An 18,055-nucleotide genomic window follows, 5' to 3' on the forward strand; every position below is an offset into this window, starting at 1 on the left:
TTCAACATGAGCCTTGCCGACACCAGCATACTTACCGACCTTGTCACCATGCGCATGCCCTTCGGCAAGTACAAGGATACGGTCTTGTGCAGCCTGCCTGAATCATACCTGGTTTGGTTCAGCAACAAAGGCTTTCCTGCCGGAAGGCTGGGCATGCTTCTGCAAACGATGTATGAAATTAAATTGAACGGGCTTGAGTACCTGCTTACACCCCTAAAAAAGCAGCGCTAATTACGCGCAGCCGTTCTCGCCGCACGCGGGGCCGTCCCCGGCGCCAAGGTCCTGTAATGCGGTTTGCGGCTGCCTAGACTTCCAGTCGGCATAACCCTGCTGCAGGGCCTGCTTAAAAGCTGCGACAGGCTGAGCGCCCGACAAGCCGAACTTGCGGTCCATAACAAAGTAGGGCACACCGCTTATGCCCAGTTGTTGCGCCTCATGAACATCCTTCCGGACGGCTCCTGCAAAATCTTCACTTTGCAACATGTTGCGCACAACCTGCAAATCTATACCCATGCGCTGTCCTATGACAGCAAGTGTTTCGTGGTCGGCAATGTCTGCCTGACCTGAAAAATGAGCTTCAAACAGCGCTTCTTCTGCGGCATCCTGTAAACCCAGGCCGGCAGCCAGGTGGATCAGGCGGTGCGCATCAAAGGTATTGGCAGGAATGTTCTTATCAAAGTCGAGATCAATGCCGGCAGCCTGTCCCATTTGTCGTACCTGGGTGGTCATCTGCCTGGCCTGTGCTTCAGATATGCCTTTGTTCTCGGCCAGGTAAGCATATACACCCTGTTTCTCTGTATTGTGATAGCCGGGATTCAGCTGGAAACTTTTCCACTCAACCTCAAGTGCCGCAGCAAACGGCAGCCCGCGTAACGCCTCCTCAAAATGTCTTTTGCCGATATAACAAAACGGGCACATCACATCAGACCAGATTTCTACCTTCATGTATTTGAATTTGTACAAAGGTACGCGCAAGTGTCTCCAGGCCTGTAATATGCAGGTCAGCTTTTTTGCTGGAGCCCGCACAGGAACAATTTTTATTTCTGACGAAAATATATAGTTTTGGAAAAAATATCAGAACAAACATTATGAAGAAGTTTATCTTAATTATGCTCTCGCTGATCGCTGCTACGGGTGCCTACGCCCAATTTGAGGGATCAAAGCAAATCTTCAGCAGTCCGAAACTTGCAGAAGAAAAGAGCCGGCACAAGATCGTGGCCATTGTGCCGTTTGTGACCAAAATTACCTACCGCAAGCAGCCGAAAAATTTCAATGCTGAAGCAAATAAAGAACAGGAACGAAGCATGTCAAAGGCCATCCAGTCAGGCATGTATACGTTCTTCCTTCGCAGGGCCGGCGACTACACAGTTGAATTTCAGGACATCGAAAAAACCAACATTCTGCTCAAGAAAGCGGGTGTTCTTGACAAAATGGACGAGATGACCAAAGACGAACTGGCCAAACTGCTCGGCGTAGATGCTGTGATCGGCGGCACTTTCGATACTGAGCAAACGAAGACAGAAGCAGGCGCAATTGCCTCGGCCGTATTATTCGGTGGTCTAGGCGGAAAAACGGGTTCGGGCACGCTGACACTAACCCTGAACGATGGCAAAAGCGGCGATCTGCTTTGGCGGTTCTTCAAAACAATGGATGACAACATCATGGCCTCGACCGATGACCTGATCGAACGCATGATGCGCAAGGTAACACGTAATTTTCCTTACCATAAATCGTAAGCCCATACGAAAAAAAGCGGGCTGCGAGCCCGCTTTTTTTGCGCTATAAGCCGGACCGAAGGCTGGACCGGCTATTTGTACAGCTGATTGAAAAGCAGCTTGAAGGTTCCATGCGTCTGGGCCCTGAAGGTTATTTCCGGCCCAAAGGCAAGGAATCTACCCTTTCCATACTGGCTTTCGAAAGCTGCAACCGCACCGGTCAAACTCGCCTGGCCCCAGGCCCAGCCACTGCGCAGCGGGCTTGCCGAACTGAACCACATGAGCGGTTTGACCACATGTGGCGATTGAACGGATGAATCTCTCTTAAACACCGGGCTGTCGTCGAAATACACATCGGTCAATTTGTCCATACCATACATTGCCGCAGCTGACTGGTCGGTCTCAGCCTGCAATACACTTCCCGGGATATAGTACTTTTCTTCGGGCAGCTTCCGCTCCCGTCCATTAACTACCTCATTTACTGCGCTTTTTACCGGGAGGCCCAGGTGGTAAGCCAGGTTGGTACTGCTGCCAATAGTTACAACCGTACCGCCTTCTTCGAGGAAACGTTTCAATTGCGGAATCGATTTCTCGGCAGTAATGCGGCCCAGCATGTGCCTGAACGCTTCCGGGATATCATTAGGATCCGGCCCTGGCTGCCGCGACGCGGGCTGCTGTACCGGCGGAATTGCCCCGCCTACAAACACGATCACATCAAACTTGGCGTTCAAATTGCCGGCATCGATATCCTGCGGGTAAATAACCGTAGCCGGATAATGAAATTGCTCCATCAGCCACCGTACCCATCCTGATGCCATGGAACCGCCGTAAGTATCCCACAGCGCAATTCTTGCCGGCTTAAGTGAGGTTGTACGCCCGCTTGCCTTTGCCATTGCCGACTTCACGTTCGCTCGCGATAAAACGGAGACCGCGGCTGCATTGCCCGGAATATGAAAATTACCCTGCTGATCGCGCCGCACTTCGATTCCTTTCTGCAAGAGATCGTTTACCGCTCTGAACGAATCATTTTGCCGGCCGCTTAGTACCAGCGATTTACCTTTTGCCGGTTTGTGCGACGGCGCGATCAGCTCGCCCACGGGCAGCCTGCTGAAAGGGCCGCTGAATGCATCGCTTATCCGGTCAAATTTCACATTCATGAGGTAGGCGAGGGTCCAGCCGGCAGCATCGTACGGAGCGACAGGCGGCCCTCCGGGATATTTAAAATCATTGGGGTGATCCTGCGGCTCGAACATGTCCAGCACATGTGGCCTGAACGCCTGGTCAGTCTTCACGATAAAACTTCCGGCCGGATAGGATTTCTCCCCGACGCGAAACGCCTCAGTTGCTTTTTCTACCTCGATTCCTGTCCGGATCAGCGCATTAAGGAACTTGATTGCCGTATTCAGGTCAGGCTGGTTTGCCGGAATGATGTAACCCCTCGCATCCCGGTTGGCCCGAGCGGTCATGACCGTGTCGAAGAATTTTTTGTTTGGGCTGCGTGCGGGAACGCCGGCCGCGCCGGTATCGCCGGCACGCACAGCCGCCTGTATGGCCTCGATCTTTTTGGGTGAGAACGACCAGGTATCGCGGCTGCCGCGCTCGATCGAATTGCGACCCATGCGGTAAATGTTAAACAGAAGGTCATCACGGTAACGCTGCGCGTACCCCAGTACCGCATAATTGAGTGATACCGAATAGTCTATCGAATTGCGGAAAAACCACGCCCGTGGCGTAACCGGATTGGGCGAATCGCTGTTTGGAAGCAGGCGGGCGGGTACAAGGGGAATAGCAGAGGGGGTCGGGCTTCCAACGATTTCGGTGAGCAGGCCAATCATGTTGTGAAAGTACGTGGTGGTGCGCAAGCCGCCGTTGTACCAGGTAGAAAACACTGACCCGTTCCGCTGCGTATAACCCGGCTTGCCCTCCGTATTCATGCGGTTGTGCATGGCTGCGCCAACGGCATCCAGGCTGGTCATCAGCACCGGATCGAAAACATAGTTGAAAGGGTCCCGGTAGGGCGGGCCGGCCACTACCGTACCCGCAGGTCCTGCCTGGTGGTGGTTGTACATGATTTGCGGTAGCCACTCTACAAACAACTGCCGGCCTATATTTTGGGTCTCTTTCATGTTAAGCATGAAAAAATCGCGGTTATTGTCATGCCCCACATATTTCTGGTAAAGCCGGGGTGCAAATGATATGGTCCTTTTTGCCGTATCCGCGTGCCGCATATACCAGTTGCTGATCAGTTCCTGCCCGTCGGGATTGGCATGCGTCATGAGCACAATGACCTTATCCAGGATGGCATTTGTTTCGGCATCCTGCCTGCTGCAGAGTTGCCAGGCCGTTTCAATGAGCTGGTGTATCCCTACTGTTTCATTGGCATGCAGGCCGCCATCGATCCACACGATCGCCTTTCCGTCTGCAGTCAGTTTTTTTGCTTCAACTTCTGTAATCCGCGCCCTCGCCAATTGCTGGGAAATGCGCTTATAGGTTTCCAGTTTAGCCAGGTTTTCAGGCGATGAAACGATCAGCATATACTGATCGCGCCCTTCTTCAGTCTTACCGATGGAAACCAGTTTCACCCGGTCTGAAGCTGCAGCGAGTTTTTTAAAGTATGCTTCGGTCTGCGTATAATTGGCAAGTTTGTAATTCTCCCCAATGTCGAAACCAAAATGTGCCTTGGGGCTGGGTACCTGCGCAGACGTTCCCAGGGAAACACAGGCCATGCAGAAGGCCAGGCCCAGTATTTTGCAGTAGTTCATGAATAACAGTTTAGGTTTGCTCAAATATAGCGGGATTTCATCCCCCGGCTACGCTGTTTAAGATTTGTTACACCGGCAGCTTTTCAGCAGTTTTTGCGTACATTGCTTGTATGGTCAATGTGCTCGCCCTCAGCGTTTTTTTTCTGGCAATCTTTTTCTTTTTCAGATCGCTTTACGACCTGTACCGCACCCCTTTGCTTAACAAACAGGACAAGACCAACCTGGCCTACCTGGTTTGCATGCTGCCTGTCATGGGCTCATTCATTTTTTATTATTTCCTTTTCAGGCAACGGCGACGATCCGGGTACCGGTCGTTTCATTCTTGATTCATAAGGGAATTGCCTACATTTGCTGCGATGTAGTTCTTTTCTTATTCACATCAACCGGTAAAGGTTTTACTTAGCTGTAGATTAAAAGGGAATCGTGTGCAAATCACGAACTGTCGCGCAACTGTAAGTAATACAAAGAGTTTTTACCCATGTTGCCCACTGTTTGCCTAACGGCAGATGGGAAGGGCGGTAAAGATATTACAAGTCAGGAGACCTGCCCATACCGAATTGACTGTGCTTTCGCGGTTTGAAGCATGCTGTCAGGTCTGATTATTCCACGCTTTTCTTTCGGGAAAGAAGCCCCCTTTTTGCCGGGCAAGGAAGGTCTGTGCCCAGCATTTTCTGTCGCCTCTGCACAGAGGATACGTTCAGGACTTTTAACCATGTTTTATTTAATGTTTTAAAAGACAATGCGAACACACAACCTCGGCTACCCGCGAATTGGTGGCCATCGGGAACTTAAAAAAGTTTGCGAACAGTACTGGTCGGGAAAGACCGGACACAAAAACGTACTGCAGGTGGGCAGGAACATCAGGCGGGAAAATTGGCTCATGCAGAAAAATGCGGGTATCGACCTGGTTCCCTGCAACGATTTTTCTTTCTACGACCATGTTTTAGACCATTCCTTCCTGTTCGGCGCCATTCCGCCGCGGTACAACAGTATCTTGCTGAACAATGACAAGCCTGAGATCGATCTCTACTTTGCCATGGCACGCGGTTACCAGAAAGACGGCCTTGACCTGCCGGCAATGGAAATGACCAAATGGTTTGACACCAACTACCATTACATCGTACCGGAGTTTACAAAAGACCAGCAGTTCAGCCTTTTTTCGACAAAGGTTATCGACGATTTCTACGAGGCCCGCGAACTGGGAATTGTTACCAAGACCGTTCTCATCGGTCCGGTGTCGTACCTGCTGCTGGGTAAAGAGAAAGAGGCCGGTTTTTCGCGCCTGGATCTGATAGGCCGGCTATTGCCCGTTTACGTCGAACTGCTTACCAAGCTCACCGCGCTCGGCGCCGACTGGGTTCAGTTCGATGAACCCTTTTTATGCATGGACCTCAGTAATGAGGAGCAGGAAGCGTTTGCCTTTACTTACAGGGAACTGCGCCGGTCTTTTCCGCGGCTTGGCATCATCCTGGCCACTTACTTCGGGTCGCTGGAAGCAAATACCCCATTAGCCTGTAGCCTTCCTGTAAACGTATTGCATGTTGACCTGGTGCGGGGCCCCCAGCAGCTGGAGGGCCTGATATCAGAACTGCCTGCAGACCGGATCCTTTCTCTGGGTCTGGTAGACGGCAGGAACATCTGGCGCAACGACTTTACACGTACGCTGGCTACCCTGCAACATGCCCGGAATACCCTCGGCACTCAGCGGATCTGGGTGGCTCCATCCTGCTCACTGCTCCACTGTCCCTGCGATCTGGACGAGGAGGGCGAAAACAGTCCCTTACCTGCTGCACTTTTATCCTGGCTGTCTTTTGCAAAACAGAAGGTCAGCGAGGTCGTCACGCTGGCCAGGTTATCCGGCGAAGCCGGCCAAAATGCAGCGGTCCTCGCGCAAAATGCTGCGATTGCCCTGGAAAGAAAACAATCTCCATTAATCCACAAGCCAGAAGTCGGGGCCCGTGTCAGGGCCATCACAGCGGCCGATGCCCGCCGGCAGAGTCCCTTTCCGGTTCGCCGCATTAAACAACGGGCCAGGCTTAAGCTGCCCGCCTACCCTACAACAACAATAGGTTCATTTCCCCAGACTCCTGAAGTCAGGAGGTGGCGCGCTCAGCTCAAATCGGGTGTGCTCTCGGCTGCCGCCTACGAAAGCCTGATCAAAGCAGAAATAGAAAAAGCCATCCGCTGGCAGGAGGAACTTGGCCTGGACGTGCTGGTACATGGCGAGTTCGAGCGGAATGACATGGTCGAGTACTTCGGCGAGCAGCTCGAAGGCATTGCCTTTACGGCAAACGGCTGGGTACAGAGTTACGGCTCTCGCTGCGTAAAACCGCCGGTTATATTTGGCGATGTGAGCCGCAAAATGCCAATGACCGTTGCATGGACTGCATTTGCCCAGTCGCTCACGCCAAAAATTGTAAAGGGTATGTTGACCGGGCCGGTAACCATTCTTCAGTGGTCATTTGTAAGAGATGACCAGCCCAGGTCAGAAACCTGTTTCCAGCTGGCCCTTGCCATACGTGATGAGGTAAAAGATCTTGAAGAGGCGGGCATAGCGGTGATTCAGATTGATGAGCCCGCATTACGCGAAGGTCTGCCACTGCGACATGCAGATTGGAGGAGTTACCTGGAATGGGCGGTAACGGCTTTCCGGCTGGCTGCATCGCCTGTGGCAGATGATACCCAGATCCATACACACATGTGTTACGCCGAATTTAATGACATTATTGAAAGCATTGCAGATATGGATGCAGATGTGATCACGATCGAAACCTCACGTTCACAGATGGACCTGCTCGATGCCTTCGCCAATTTTAATTATCCCAATGAAATAGGCCCTGGCGTTTATGACATCCATTCTCCGCGCGTGCCTGCACACCAGGAAATGGTCGATCTGCTGAAAAAGGCAAATGCCGTGATCCCCGAAGACCAGCTTTGGGTAAACCCTGATTGCGGACTAAAGACCCGTTCCTGGGAGGAAACGCGAAATGCGCTGCATGAAATGGTCGAGGCGGCCCGCTACATGCGCTCATAACTAAGTTGAACCCGGCCGCCAGGCGGCCGGGTTATTTCGAAACCGGCAGCAGCCAAACGGTGCTGTATTGATTAACTTTGCAAAATGACTTTAGAAGAAAGAATAGCGGCGTCGCGCACCAGCATTTTTAAAGCGGTGTTTCCAAACACAACAAATCACTACGACACCTTATTCGGCGGGACCGCCATGCACATGATGGACGAAGTAGCATTTATCACGGCCACCCGTTTCAGCCGGCAGATTATGGTTACGGTAAGCAGCGATAGGATCGATTTTAAGCAGCCCATTCCCGCCGGCACGATCGTAGAACTGATTGGTGAGGTACGCCATGTGGGCAACACAAGCCTGAAAGTTCATGTCGCCATTTATGTTGAACAGATGTATTCTGAAGAGCGGACACTGGCCGTGCAGGGCGATTTCACTTTTGTAGCCATAGACGAGAACAAGCAGCCGGTCAGGGTCATCAATTAACCATGCAGGTTTGCAGCGGCGGCAACTTTGCCCGGACTTACTAATGTTTAATCAGGTACAGATAAACATAAACCACTGGCGCAGCCAGCAACAGGCCATCAAACCGGTCTAAAAGGCCGCCATGCCCGGGCAGGAGGCCGCCAGAGTCTTTTGCGTCCAGACTGCGCTTGAGCATGGACTCGACCAGGTCACCAATGGTACCAAAACAGCCGATCAGCAGAGCCATGCCGACCCATGTGCCTGTATGGTGCTCGGGAAAAACCTGCGCCAGGACCAGTGCGACAAGCGCACTGGTAAGCAAACCGCCGAAAAAGCCCTCCCAGGATTTTTTTGGAGAGTGCCGTTCAAACAGTTTTCGCTTTCCATACTTTACGCCAAACAGGTAAGCTCCGGTATCGTTTCCCCAAAGCATCAGCAGAAATGCAAGCGGTAAGTGAAAGTCATAGGTTTTCATGTCGCCTAGAAAACCCAGCGCATGGAAAAAGCAAAACGGGATGGTAACGTATATAAACCCGACAAATGTGTACGAAATGTTGGCGAAAGGAATTTTGTTCTTTTTATAGAGTTCTACAACAAATACCGAAAATACAAGGGGGATGCACAGGAACAGGTATTTGGTATCATAGTCCAGGTAATGCAGCCCCGCCGCCATGATAAAAATGAGGAATCCGGCCATCAGGCCGATATTGCGATGGGGCCGGATGCCCGAAGTTTTGACTAGTTTGTAAAATTCAAACAGCGTCAGCACACTCAATACCAGGTAAAAGGCACTGAACGCATAACTGCCTGAAAAAATGGATGCGAGCATCACGATCGTAAAAAAGAATGCGGTAACCGCCCTGGTTTTCATGGATCGGGTTATTGAATTTCGTTTTCTAAAATGTACTCGATTGCACGGTCGAAATGCTCGGGATGGACCAGCACGTTCACCTCGCCAAAATGGTAAGCGGCCAGCTGCTTATTGATCAGCACAGCCGGAATATTTGCTTCAGTCAGACCCTGTTTCAAAATCTCTGCCGCGTAGATGTTCGTCGTTGTGTAAACTTTGATCCAGTTCTGTTTCACGCTTTGTTCCTCGATTTCTTAAAATCCGAAACAAAGCTATGGTTAATATTAAACTTATCACATAACCATACCACGCAAAATATGCTGTGCTGTCAATTTCTCTGAGCGAATGGCCCTGCTGCTGCATGATATAGGCTGCCGTCACAGAATAGGCATTGTTCAGGAAATGAGCAAACATAGCATACCATAAGTTTCCGGTCCAGAAATAGATGTATCCGAAAGCCGCGCCAAGCAGCAGGCGTGGCAGGAAACCGTAAAACTGCATATGGATCGCGCTGAAAATGAAGGCCGTAATCCAGATTACAAAATGTGGATTACGGAATGCACGTCCGAAAGCACGTTGAACCGCCCCTCTAAACATCAGTTCTTCACCAATACCAGGTAAGATTGCAATAACAAGCATATTGACGAGCAGCCCGCCAATACTTTTTGTGCTGATCAGCGCAATCGTGATTTCCATGGCCTCATCTTCTTTTCGCCGCATCCAGTCTTCCAACCATTTCAGCCCCTCGGGCAGAACCATTTTCTGGTTCCAGAGCGCCACACATTCCATAACGGGAAGGGAAGCGACCATAATGGCCAGCACGAGTAAGAAAAAGGATGGTTCGGGCCGCCTGAAGTGATAAAAATCGCTGAATTTCCGCCCTTCGGTACGCACGAGCAACAGTGCCGGAACAATAAAAACGCCTATTGAACTGGCAGCCTGCATAATCTTCAAGGCATCCGCTGTTTTTCCCGTGATGTTACCGGTCATTAATCCATCGATCACCCCCATTCCGTAAATGGGAAGAACGAAAATGAAACTCAACAGGGTAAAAACAACCGCACCGGCCATCGCGTAACCCAAAAGTAAAAGTAGCTGTAAAAGGGGGTGCAACTCGGGTTTAACCGGCCTCAGAAAATTCATAATTCGTACCTTTGTATCGTTTTTTTAAAATCGGAGTAAGATAGCCAATGTCAGTTAAGATCGGAAATATAGATTTAGGGCCTTTCCCGCTGTTGCTGGCGCCTATGGAAGATGTGAGCGACCCGCCGTTCCGTTTCGTATGCAAGCAAAACGGGGCAGACCTGATGTATACTGAATTTATATCTTCCGAGGGTTTAATCCGCGATGCGGCGAAAAGCAAGCAGAAGCTTGATGTTTTCGAGTACGAAAGACCCGTTGGCATCCAGATTTTCGGAGGAGATATTGATCACATGCGTGAAGCAACCGAAATCGCCGCACAGGCCGGCCCTGACCTGATCGACATCAATTACGGTTGTCCGGTTAAAGCGGTCGTCTGCAAAGGTGCCGGCTCAAGCCTGCTGCAGGATATTCCGAAAATGGTAAAAATGACGGCAGAAGTTGTCAAGGCAACGTCGTTACCCGTAACCGTAAAAACCAGGCTGGGTTGGGATGACACGACAAAAAACGTATATGAGGTCGCTGAAAGACTTCAGGACGTAGGTATTCAGGCCCTTTCGATTCACGGGCGTACCCGGGCGCAGCTTTATAAAGGCCAGGCCGACTGGTCCCTGATTCGCGAAGTAAAACGCAATCCGCGCATCCGCATCCCGATCTTTGGTAATGGAGATGTTGACAGCCCTGAAAAAGCCGCCGCCTGGAGAATGGAATATGAAATAGATGGAATCATGATCGGCCGGGCCGCCATTGGTTATCCTTGGATTTTCCGCGAAGTCAAACATTTCTTTGCAACCGGCGAAAGGCTTGCCGGGCCAACGCTTCAGGAACGCATCGAGGCCTGCCGTACGCATCTGGATAAATCCATCCAATGGAAGGGAGAACGTACCGGCATTCTGGAAATGCGCCGGCATTACGCCAATTATTTCAAAGGCCTGCCAGATTTTAAACCCTACCGGATGAAACTCGTCAGCGAGCTGAACCTGGCAACGATTTACCAGTTGCTCGATGATATTTCGGGCAGTTATGCAAATAATTGTACCCTCCTTCAACCTGTTTGATTTTTACTTGTTATTCTATAAATTAGCTTCAGCATGGTCACACTCACTACCGCAGGCGTAAAAGTTTCTGTAGAAACCGTTTACCAGCCAGAATATTCAAATCCGGCTAATGAACACTTTATGTTTGCCTACCGGATAGAGATTGAGAACTGTACAGCATACCCCATCCAGTTGCTCAGGCGCAAATGGTTTATATTCGATTCAAATCGTGAAAAACGCACGGTTGAAGGCGAAGGCGTAGTCGGTATTCAGCCGGTTATCCAGCCCGGCCAGGTACATGCCTATGTATCGGGCTCTAACCTGAAAACTGATATGGGTTTTATGGAGGGAGAATATGAAATGATCCGCACGCTCGACGAACATGCCTTCCAGGTAGACATTCCAAAGTTCAATTTGATCGCCCCATACAGGCTCAATTAACTATCATGTGTGGCCTCATCGTGCCAAACAGAAGAACTGAACAATAAAAAAGGGGAGCGAATGCTCCCCTTAATTTTTTTTTACCTATACGCTTAATCCCGGCTTCGGCCCGCGAATAACATGGACGCATAATACAACAGGTTGGCGAGGGCACCAAGCGCAGCAACCACATAGGTCATAGCTGCCCACCAGAGTGCATCTTTAGCCTGTTTGTTCTCTTCGGCGGTTTGCATAACGCTATTGTTGTTCTTTAACCAGGCCAGTGCGCGGTTGCTTGCATCAAACTCTACCGGCAGCGTAATGAAACTGAATACGGTTACCAGGAACAGCCCTATCACACCGATACCCAATACAAACGGATTATTAAACATTAACAGCACCACACCAACCAGCAACACCCATTGTAATAGATTGGATGAAATGCTGACCACTGGCACCATACTGGATCTCAGCTGCAACCAGGTATATGCCCTGGCATGTTGCACGGCATGCCCGCACTCATGCGCCGCGACAGCGGCCGCCGCAACGCTGCGGCCATGATAAACGTCGGTACTTAAATTAACTGTTTTATTGGCAGGATTATAATGGTCTGTCAACTGCCCTTCGGTACTCATCACTTTTACATCATATATGCCGTTGTCCTGCAGCATCTTTTCTGCTACTTCCTTACCCGACATCCCGCTGTTAAGCTGCATTTCTGCATATTTTGAAAACCTGTTTCTGAAACGCCACTGCACATACATGCTGATCAGAAGTACCGGAATAATTAAAATCAAATATGTTCCCATTTCTGTCTATATCTTTACTCAAGTCACGGTATCAAAAAGCGTTCCTGACTTTTAGCGAGCTGAAAATCTGCAGGATCGGTACGCTGACCAAGCCATTTTTAAAGAATAAGCAGACAAAACTTAGCAGGGCAAAAAACGTCTCATTTGTCGTATCATAAACTCACATTTGTCTTCAACCAGCTTTTCCTGGGCCTGGACGCAGTCTGTTTTCTGAAAGCAGCCCTTTTGGTTGTAGCCAAAGTTCTTTGAAAGATCAGGTCGGGGGCTAGGCCTGTGTTTTTCCGGCCGCATTTGCAACGTAACAAATAGAAAATTATTGTTCACCAAATTGTTGCAGAAAAGTACTCAGATGAAAATGATTAACACACCATCCTGATGCAGCGCTTGTAGTTAAAGTTGAACAACATCTGAAAGGGGGAGCCGTAACATGATGAAAAAAAAATTCACTAAGTTTGATAAAAATATTAGCAATGGAATCTTACTTAGTCATCGTCCTTGTCGCTATTCTCATATTTTTGGTATTTATGCTTTGGAGAAAGCCGGCACCTGCCGCTTTTCCTGTTCAGGAACTCATTGACCGCCAGGCACAGGAGCACCAGCATAATTATACTGCTTGGAACCGGGAAAAGGAAGAACTGAAAAATCAGCTGGTACAGGCACACCAGGAGTTACTTGTTGAACGAAGCCGCGCCATTCGTGCAGAGTCTGAGCTGCGGGCACAACAAGACAAGCTAATTGACCAGGCGAAATATACGCAGGAGGTAAAAGCGCAGCTTAAGACGGAATTCGAGGTCATTGCGAACAACATACTTGACGACAAATCAACACGGTTTGCCATACAGAGCAAAGACAACCTGGAGCGGATACTCCAACCTTTGAAAGAGAACATCCGCAGCTTCGAAGAAAAAGTAGACCGTGTTTATAAAGCCGAATCAGATGAACGCAATGTGCTGAAAGGGGTGATCGGTCAGCTGATGGAGCAAAGCAAACAGATCCAGGAAGATGCTGCGAACCTGACGAAAGCGTTAAAAGGAGACAATAAAAAGCAGGGAAATTGGGGTGAAGTAATTCTGGAACGCATACTGGAAAGCTCTGGCCTGGTGCGCGATCGTGAATACCGGGTTCAGGCAAGCTTTAGCCAGGAAAATGGCGGCAGGCTGCAACCCGATGTTATTATAGACCTGCCAGGCGAAAAACATCTCGTTATTGACTCAAAAGTTTCACTTTTAGCTTACGAACAAGCGGTTTCCGCTGAAACTGACGAGTTGCGTGAATCTTTTACCAGGCAACATTTGCTTTCTGTAAGAACGCATATACAGCAACTGGCAGCCAAAAGTTACCAGAACTTGTACCAGATCGATACGCCAGACTTCGTATTGCTGTTCATACCAATTGAATCATCGTTCGGTCTTGCTGTATCGCAGGATGCCGGCCTGTTCAACTTTGCCTGGGAACGACGGGTCGTCATTGTGAGCCCCTCTACGCTATTGGCAACGCTGCGTACCATTGCCAGCATCTGGAGACAGGAGCGGCAAACGCGTAACGTACTGGAAATTGCCAGGCTTGGCGGCGCACTTTACGATAAGTTTACTGGCTTTGTAAACGACATGGAAGCCGTCGGCAAATACCTGAAGCAAAGCCAGGATGCACATGAAAAAGCCATGAATAAGTTATGCACCGGTACAGGAAACCTTTCGGCGACGGCCGAGAAGATCAGGAAACTCGGCGCAAAAACAAGTAAACAGCTCGATGCCAAATACCTGGGTACCCAAGAAGATTAGGTGCCTGGCTTGTCCTTGTTTTTTGTCATAAAGGCATTCCAACCCTGGGCTTTGAGCTCGTGGACTTTTTCTGACTTGGAAATCATCTTCGCGCCCGAGTTTTTATCTGTAATATGCCCGATCACCGTAACGTCTACGTCATGTTTAAGCTTGGCATAGTCGGCCTGGCTAATGGTAAACAGCAATTCATAATCTTCGCCGCCACTTAAGGCGCATACAGTCGGGTCAAGACCCAGTTCACGGGCCGTCTCATAGGTCATCGGGTCAAGCGGGATCTTTTCCTCATAGATCGTAACACCAACGCCACTTTGGTCGGCCAGGTGCAGCAACTCAGAGGCCAGGCCATCAGACACGTCGATCATGGCAGTGGGTTTGATACCCAGGTCTGCGAGCAGGGCTACAATATCACGCCGCGCTTCTGGTTTGAGCTGTCGCTCGATCAGGTAGTCTTTTCCCTCCAGGTCAGGCTGAATTTTTGGATTTTCCAGGTAAATCTGTTTTTCCCGTTCCAGGATCTGAAGGCCAAGATAGGCAGCACCCAGGTCGCCAGACACACAGATCAGGTCGTGTTCCTTTGCACCATTTCGGTAGGCAATATCTTCAGGCTTTGCGTAACCAATGCTGGTAATGCTGATAACCAGCCCCTGTTTGCTCGATGTGGTATCGCCGCCAACCAGGTCAATATTGTATTTCTTGCAGGCCAGGTTAATCCCTTTATAAATTTCTTCTACAGCCTCGAGCGGAAAGCGGCTGGAAAGTGCGATCGATACAGTGATCTGAGCTGCCACCCCATTCATGGCATAAATGTCGCTAAGGTTAACCTGAACGGCCTTATAACCCAGGTGAACCAGCGGAACATAGGTCAGGTCAAAGTGAATGCCTTCCATCAGCAGGTCGGTGGAAACCAGGGTACTGAGGTTTTTAGCATCCAGTACGGCAGCGTCATCACCCACCCCTTTTACAGAATGCTCGCTCAACAACTCAACATGCTGTGTAAGGTGTTTGATCAGGCCAAATTCGCCCAATTCGTTAATGTCCGTTCTTTCTCTGTTCTCAAACATGATCTTTCTAAAGGCCCAGTTTTGCTGAAATATCAAGCATTCGCTCGATCGGCACCCTGGCGCGTTCTATAATGTGCTCCGGTACGGTAACTTCCGGGTATTCGTTTTTAAGACACAAGTACAGTTTCTCAAGTGTGTTCCGCTTCATATACGGACAGTCATTGCAGGCACAACTGTTGTTCGGCGGTGCCGGAATAAAAGTTTTCCCGGGATTGGCCTTTTCCATCTGGTGGATAATTCCACTTTCTGTAGCAACGATAAACTCTTCTGCCTCGCTGTTGATGGTATATTTCAACAGTCCGGTGGTCGAGCCAACATAGTCAGCCATCTGCAATACAACCTCCTCACATTCCGGATGGGCAATAAACTTGGCAGCAGGGTGCCGTTCGCGTAGCCGGGTAATTTTTTCCTGTGAAAAAATTTCATGCACCATGCAGGCTCCATTCCACAGCACCAGGTCTCTGCCTGTTTTCTTCGCCACATAAGCACCCAGGTTTTTGTCGGGTCCAAAAATGATCTTCTGGTCTGCCGGCAAACTTTCAACGATCTGTACCGCATTGGTGCTGGTGCAAACAATATCGCTCAAAGCCTTCAGTTCTGCAGTGCAGTTCACATACGTGATGACCAGGTGGTCCGGGTACTTCTCCTTAAATTTCCTGAACAGATGTGGCGGACAACTGTCTGCCAGCGAACAACCTGCTTTTACATCCGGCAAAAGCACTTTTTTGCCGGGCGACAGGATCTTGGCCGTCTCGGCCATGAAATGAACACCCGCAAATACGATCAGGCTGGCATCGGTTTTCGCTGCCTCTTGCGATAACCCCAGGCTGTCGCCTATATAATCTGCAATGTCCTGTATATCAGGTTCCTGGTAGTAGTGTGCCAGAATAATCGCATTTTTCTCCTTTTTCAACCGCTCGATCTCGGCAAAAAGATCAAGTGTCGGATCGATGTATTCGTCTACAAATCCCTTCTGATTTACTTCTGCTAAGGTATCCATTTTCAACGTCTCAATAAATAAGTAATATTTTAATTAAGTAATCCTTTTAAGGTTTATTAGTGTGTTAGTTGTGTTAAGAAATTGTGTCGGAATAATTCGTTTTATGAAGTTTTCAAGACGTTATCCACATTGAAGATGCGCTTGGACTAAATCATGTCATTGATTTGTAGGTATATCCCATTCCCTTCTTTTACTTATCAATAACCGAATGTTTATTATTTAGCTGGCCTGAAAAAGTTAATTACCCTGTTAAGTGTGCTTAAAAATAACCAGTAATTTTGTGCAAAATTAGCTATTTAGGTTAGCTTTAAACATTCAAAAGTTTTTATTCTTTTTATTTAGACATACAATCAACACTTTTAGTGATATTTTCAACAGGTGTGTAAAAACCCTTTATTTTTATTAAATGAGAGAAGTCGATTTTTTGGTAATTGGTTCAGGCATAGCCGGGTTAAGTTTTGCGCTTAAGGCGGCGCAGCACGGCAAGGTACTGATCGTTACCAAATCAAACGAAGATGAGTCGAATACCAAATATGCACAGGGGGGAGTAGCCGTTGTTGTTGACAAAGACGATTCATTCGAGAAACATATAACTGATACACTGGTTGCGGGCGATGGATTGTGTGATGAAGAGATCGTTGAAATTGTTGTAAAAGAAGGCCCGCAGCGTATACAAGAGATTATAGACTACGGGATTAACTTTGATCGCAACCATTCCGGAACTTACGACCTGGCCAAAGAGGGTGGACATTCCGAGCACCGGGTACTACATTATAAAGACATTACGGGCTACGAAATAGAAAGCGTTTTGCTGAAACAAATCCACGCGCACCCGAACATTGAGATATTAACACACTACTTCGCGCTGGAACTGATTACACAACACCATCTGGGTGAGTTTGTTGATAAACGCACCGAAGGGATACGCTGTTACGGCATATATGCTTTTAACACAGAGAATAACGATGTGGAAAAGATATGTGCGAAATTAACAATTATGGCTTCAGGCGGCTGCGGACATGTGTATTCGGCAACGACTAACCCGGTTATTGCAACAGGTGATGGAATGGCCATGGTTTACCGGGCCAAAGGAAAAGTGCGCAACATGGAGTTTATCCAATTCCATCCAACAGCACTCTACAACCCCGGCGAGTACCCTTCTTTCCTGATTTCTGAAGCTGTACGCGGCTTCGGCGGTGTGCTGCGGCGCAAGAACGGGGAGGAGTTCATGCATGAATACGACGAACGCAAGTCCCTTGCACCACGCGATATCGTTGCACGGGCCATCGACGCTGAAATGAAAAAATCAGGTGAAGATTTTGTTTATCTGGATATTACCCATCGCAGCAAGGAAGATATTCTGCAGCATTTCCCGAACATTTATCAGAAGTGCCTGAGTATTGGTATCGATATGACCAGAAACTATATTCCGGTAACACCTGCGGCACATTATATGTGTGGAGGCATCCTGGTTGATGCGTACGGCCGTTCCTCCATTCAGAACCTGTACGCATGCGGCGAATGTTCCTCTACCGGACTGCATGGTGCGAACAGGCTGGCATCTAATTCTTTACTCGAAGCGACTGTTTTTGCGCACCGTATTTTTGAAGATGCGGTGCAGAAGTTACCGTCTGTTGTGCTGCCTCCGGCAATTCCTGAATGGGATGAGCAGGGCGTAACGCAATCTGAAGAGGAGATTCTGGTTACGCATAACCTGCGCGAAACGCAGAAGATCATGAGTGATTATGTAGGTATTGTACGTTCTGATTTCCGGCTGGACCGGGCACACCGCAGGCTGTTTTTGCTGTATACGGAGACTGAAGAATTTTATAAGAAAAACAAGGTTTCTGTAAAGTTATGTGAGCTCAGAAACGTAATCCAGGTGGCTTATGTGATCATTAAATCAGCAATGATGCGCAAGGAAAGCCGCGGCTTACATTATACGACCGATTATCCTGAACATGCCCCCGGGCTAGAAGACACTGTATTTTAAAAT

At 49.0% G+C, this 18,055-nt stretch carries 17 protein-coding genes and 1 riboswitch; of the genes, 9 read left to right on the forward strand and 8 right to left on the reverse strand.

Going from position 1 to position 18,055, the window contains the following annotated elements; genetic code table 11:
- The first annotated feature begins 6 nt into the window (after positions 1–6).
- Complete coding sequence (locus C7T94_RS02735) at positions 7–231, forward strand: DUF3820 family protein (protein WP_107213404.1); 225 nt, start codon at positions 7–9, stop codon at positions 229–231.
- Here the strand turns inward: C7T94_RS02735 and C7T94_RS02740 are convergent, their stop codons facing one another.
- The gene (locus tag C7T94_RS02740) at positions 232–945 is read right to left on the reverse strand and encodes a DsbA family oxidoreductase (protein WP_107213406.1); all 714 of its coding nucleotides are present in this window, start codon (positions 943–945) and stop codon (positions 232–234) included.
- A gap of 143 nt (positions 946–1,088) precedes the next feature.
- Here C7T94_RS02740 and C7T94_RS02745 point away from each other — a divergent pair, with 143 nt between their 5' ends.
- Positions 1,089–1,736, forward strand: coding sequence for a hypothetical protein (locus tag C7T94_RS02745; protein WP_107213408.1), 648 nt, complete (start codon positions 1,089–1,091; stop codon positions 1,734–1,736).
- A 71-nt stretch (positions 1,737–1,807) separates the two neighbouring features.
- On the opposite strand, the gene C7T94_RS02750 is transcribed toward C7T94_RS02745, so the two are convergent.
- Positions 1,808–4,477 (reverse strand): M14 family metallopeptidase, encoded by a 2,670-nt coding sequence (locus tag C7T94_RS02750; protein WP_107213410.1) that lies wholly within the window; start codon positions 4,475–4,477, stop codon positions 1,808–1,810.
- A gap of 110 nt (positions 4,478–4,587) precedes the next feature.
- Between C7T94_RS02750 and C7T94_RS02755 the strand changes: the two genes are divergently transcribed.
- The 3 genes from C7T94_RS02755 to C7T94_RS02765 all read left to right on the forward strand — a co-directional run bounded on the left by C7T94_RS02755 (position 4,588) and on the right by C7T94_RS02765 (position 7,982).
- Positions 4,588–4,803 (forward strand): hypothetical protein, encoded by a 216-nt coding sequence (locus tag C7T94_RS02755; protein ID WP_107213412.1) that lies wholly within the window; start codon positions 4,588–4,590, stop codon positions 4,801–4,803.
- A 47-nt stretch (positions 4,804–4,850) separates the two neighbouring features.
- Positions 4,851–5,042: riboswitch (cobalamin riboswitch) on the forward strand.
- Positions 5,043–5,216: 174 nt separating this feature from the next.
- Positions 5,217–7,511, forward strand: coding sequence for a 5-methyltetrahydropteroyltriglutamate--homocysteine S-methyltransferase (gene metE, locus C7T94_RS02760; RefSeq protein WP_107213414.1), 2,295 nt, complete (start codon positions 5,217–5,219; stop codon positions 7,509–7,511).
- Between the two features lie 84 nt (positions 7,512–7,595).
- On the forward strand, positions 7,596–7,982 hold the full coding sequence (locus tag C7T94_RS02765; protein WP_107213416.1) for an acyl-CoA thioesterase: 387 nt from the start codon (positions 7,596–7,598) through the stop codon (positions 7,980–7,982).
- 40 nt (positions 7,983–8,022) lie between these two features.
- Here the strand turns inward: C7T94_RS02765 and C7T94_RS02770 are convergent, their stop codons facing one another.
- Genes C7T94_RS02770 through C7T94_RS02780 form a run of 3 tightly spaced genes read right to left on the reverse strand, consistent with a single transcriptional unit; the run spans position 8,023 to position 9,954 of the window.
- The gene (locus tag C7T94_RS02770; RefSeq protein WP_107213418.1) at positions 8,023–8,832 is read right to left on the reverse strand and encodes a phosphatidate cytidylyltransferase; all 810 of its coding nucleotides are present in this window, start codon (positions 8,830–8,832) and stop codon (positions 8,023–8,025) included.
- 8 nt (positions 8,833–8,840) lie between these two features.
- Positions 8,841–9,047: a putative signal transducing protein gene (locus C7T94_RS02775; RefSeq protein ID WP_107213421.1), complete on the reverse strand. Its 207-nt coding sequence runs from the start codon at positions 9,045–9,047 to the stop codon at positions 8,841–8,843.
- Positions 8,971–9,954, reverse strand: coding sequence for a CPBP family intramembrane glutamic endopeptidase (locus tag C7T94_RS02780; RefSeq protein WP_107213423.1), 984 nt, complete (start codon positions 9,952–9,954; stop codon positions 8,971–8,973). The genes C7T94_RS02775 and C7T94_RS02780 overlap by 77 nt, the downstream gene beginning before the upstream one ends.
- Before the next feature lie 47 nt (positions 9,955–10,001).
- On the opposite strand from C7T94_RS02780, the gene dusB reads away from it, so the two are divergent.
- Together dusB and apaG are read left to right on the forward strand one after the other, a co-directional pair.
- A complete protein-coding gene (gene dusB / locus C7T94_RS02785; RefSeq protein WP_107213426.1) occupies positions 10,002–11,009 on the forward strand; it encodes a tRNA dihydrouridine synthase DusB in 1,008 nt (335 codons plus the stop codon).
- 33 nt (positions 11,010–11,042) lie between these two features.
- Positions 11,043–11,429 (forward strand): Co2+/Mg2+ efflux protein ApaG, encoded by a 387-nt coding sequence (gene apaG, locus C7T94_RS02790; RefSeq protein ID WP_107213428.1) that lies wholly within the window; start codon positions 11,043–11,045, stop codon positions 11,427–11,429.
- Between the two features lie 92 nt (positions 11,430–11,521).
- Here the strand turns inward: apaG and C7T94_RS02795 are convergent, their stop codons facing one another.
- Positions 11,522–12,217: a zinc metallopeptidase gene (locus tag C7T94_RS02795; RefSeq protein ID WP_107213429.1), complete on the reverse strand. Its 696-nt coding sequence runs from the start codon at positions 12,215–12,217 to the stop codon at positions 11,522–11,524.
- 470 nt (positions 12,218–12,687) lie between these two features.
- Between C7T94_RS02795 and C7T94_RS02800 the strand changes: the two genes are divergently transcribed.
- Positions 12,688–13,998 (forward strand): DNA recombination protein RmuC, encoded by a 1,311-nt coding sequence (locus C7T94_RS02800; protein ID WP_107213431.1) that lies wholly within the window; start codon positions 12,688–12,690, stop codon positions 13,996–13,998.
- Here C7T94_RS02800 and thiL read toward each other — a convergent pair.
- Together thiL and nadA are read right to left on the reverse strand one after the other, a co-directional pair.
- Complete coding sequence (gene thiL, locus C7T94_RS02805; RefSeq protein ID WP_107213433.1) at positions 13,995–15,059, reverse strand: thiamine-phosphate kinase; 1,065 nt, start codon at positions 15,057–15,059, stop codon at positions 13,995–13,997. The two genes, C7T94_RS02800 and thiL, sit on opposite strands and share 4 nt — an antisense overlap.
- 7 nt (positions 15,060–15,066) lie before the next feature.
- A complete protein-coding gene (gene nadA / locus C7T94_RS02810; protein WP_107213435.1) occupies positions 15,067–16,059 on the reverse strand; it encodes a quinolinate synthase NadA in 993 nt (330 codons plus the stop codon).
- A 406-nt stretch (positions 16,060–16,465) separates the two neighbouring features.
- Between nadA and nadB the strand changes: the two genes are divergently transcribed.
- Positions 16,466–18,052 carry an L-aspartate oxidase gene (gene nadB, locus C7T94_RS02815; protein WP_107213437.1) on the forward strand — a complete coding sequence of 529 codons (1,587 nt, stop codon included), beginning with the start codon at positions 16,466–16,468 and terminating at the stop codon, positions 18,050–18,052.
- Positions 18,053–18,055: the final 3 nt, after the last annotated feature.

It is taken from the genome of Pedobacter yulinensis (assembly GCF_003029735.1).
Taxonomy (GTDB): Bacteria; Bacteroidota; Bacteroidia; order Sphingobacteriales; family Sphingobacteriaceae; genus Pedobacter; species Pedobacter yulinensis.

What these genes read in the sequence shown, in the direction of transcription:
- C7T94_RS02735 (WP_107213404.1), top strand. Translation starts at nt 7, where the DNA reads ATGAGCCTTGCCGACACCAGCATACTTACCGACCTTGTCACCATGCGC.
- C7T94_RS02740 (WP_107213406.1), bottom strand. Translation starts at nt 945, where the DNA reads ATGAAGGTAGAAATCTGGTCTGATGTGATGTGCCCGTTTTGTTATATC.
- C7T94_RS02745 (WP_107213408.1), top strand. Translation starts at nt 1,089, where the DNA reads ATGAAGAAGTTTATCTTAATTATGCTCTCGCTGATCGCTGCTACGGGT.
- C7T94_RS02750 (WP_107213410.1), bottom strand. Translation starts at nt 4,477, where the DNA reads ATGAACTACTGCAAAATACTGGGCCTGGCCTTCTGCATGGCCTGTGTT.
- C7T94_RS02755 (WP_107213412.1), top strand. Translation starts at nt 4,588, where the DNA reads ATGGTCAATGTGCTCGCCCTCAGCGTTTTTTTTCTGGCAATCTTTTTC.
- metE (WP_107213414.1), top strand. Translation starts at nt 5,217, where the DNA reads ATGCGAACACACAACCTCGGCTACCCGCGAATTGGTGGCCATCGGGAA.
- C7T94_RS02765 (WP_107213416.1), top strand. Translation starts at nt 7,596, where the DNA reads ATGACTTTAGAAGAAAGAATAGCGGCGTCGCGCACCAGCATTTTTAAA.
- C7T94_RS02770 (WP_107213418.1), bottom strand. Translation starts at nt 8,832, where the DNA reads ATGAAAACCAGGGCGGTTACCGCATTCTTTTTTACGATCGTGATGCTC.
- C7T94_RS02780 (WP_107213423.1), bottom strand. Translation starts at nt 9,954, where the DNA reads ATGAATTTTCTGAGGCCGGTTAAACCCGAGTTGCACCCCCTTTTACAG.
- dusB (WP_107213426.1), top strand. Translation starts at nt 10,002, where the DNA reads ATGTCAGTTAAGATCGGAAATATAGATTTAGGGCCTTTCCCGCTGTTG.
- apaG (WP_107213428.1), top strand. Translation starts at nt 11,043, where the DNA reads ATGGTCACACTCACTACCGCAGGCGTAAAAGTTTCTGTAGAAACCGTT.
- C7T94_RS02795 (WP_107213429.1), bottom strand. Translation starts at nt 12,217, where the DNA reads ATGGGAACATATTTGATTTTAATTATTCCGGTACTTCTGATCAGCATG.
- C7T94_RS02800 (WP_107213431.1), top strand. Translation starts at nt 12,688, where the DNA reads ATGGAATCTTACTTAGTCATCGTCCTTGTCGCTATTCTCATATTTTTG.
- thiL (WP_107213433.1), bottom strand. Translation starts at nt 15,059, where the DNA reads ATGTTTGAGAACAGAGAAAGAACGGACATTAACGAATTGGGCGAATTT.
- nadA (WP_107213435.1), bottom strand. Translation starts at nt 16,059, where the DNA reads ATGGATACCTTAGCAGAAGTAAATCAGAAGGGATTTGTAGACGAATAC.
- nadB (WP_107213437.1), top strand. Translation starts at nt 16,466, where the DNA reads ATGAGAGAAGTCGATTTTTTGGTAATTGGTTCAGGCATAGCCGGGTTA.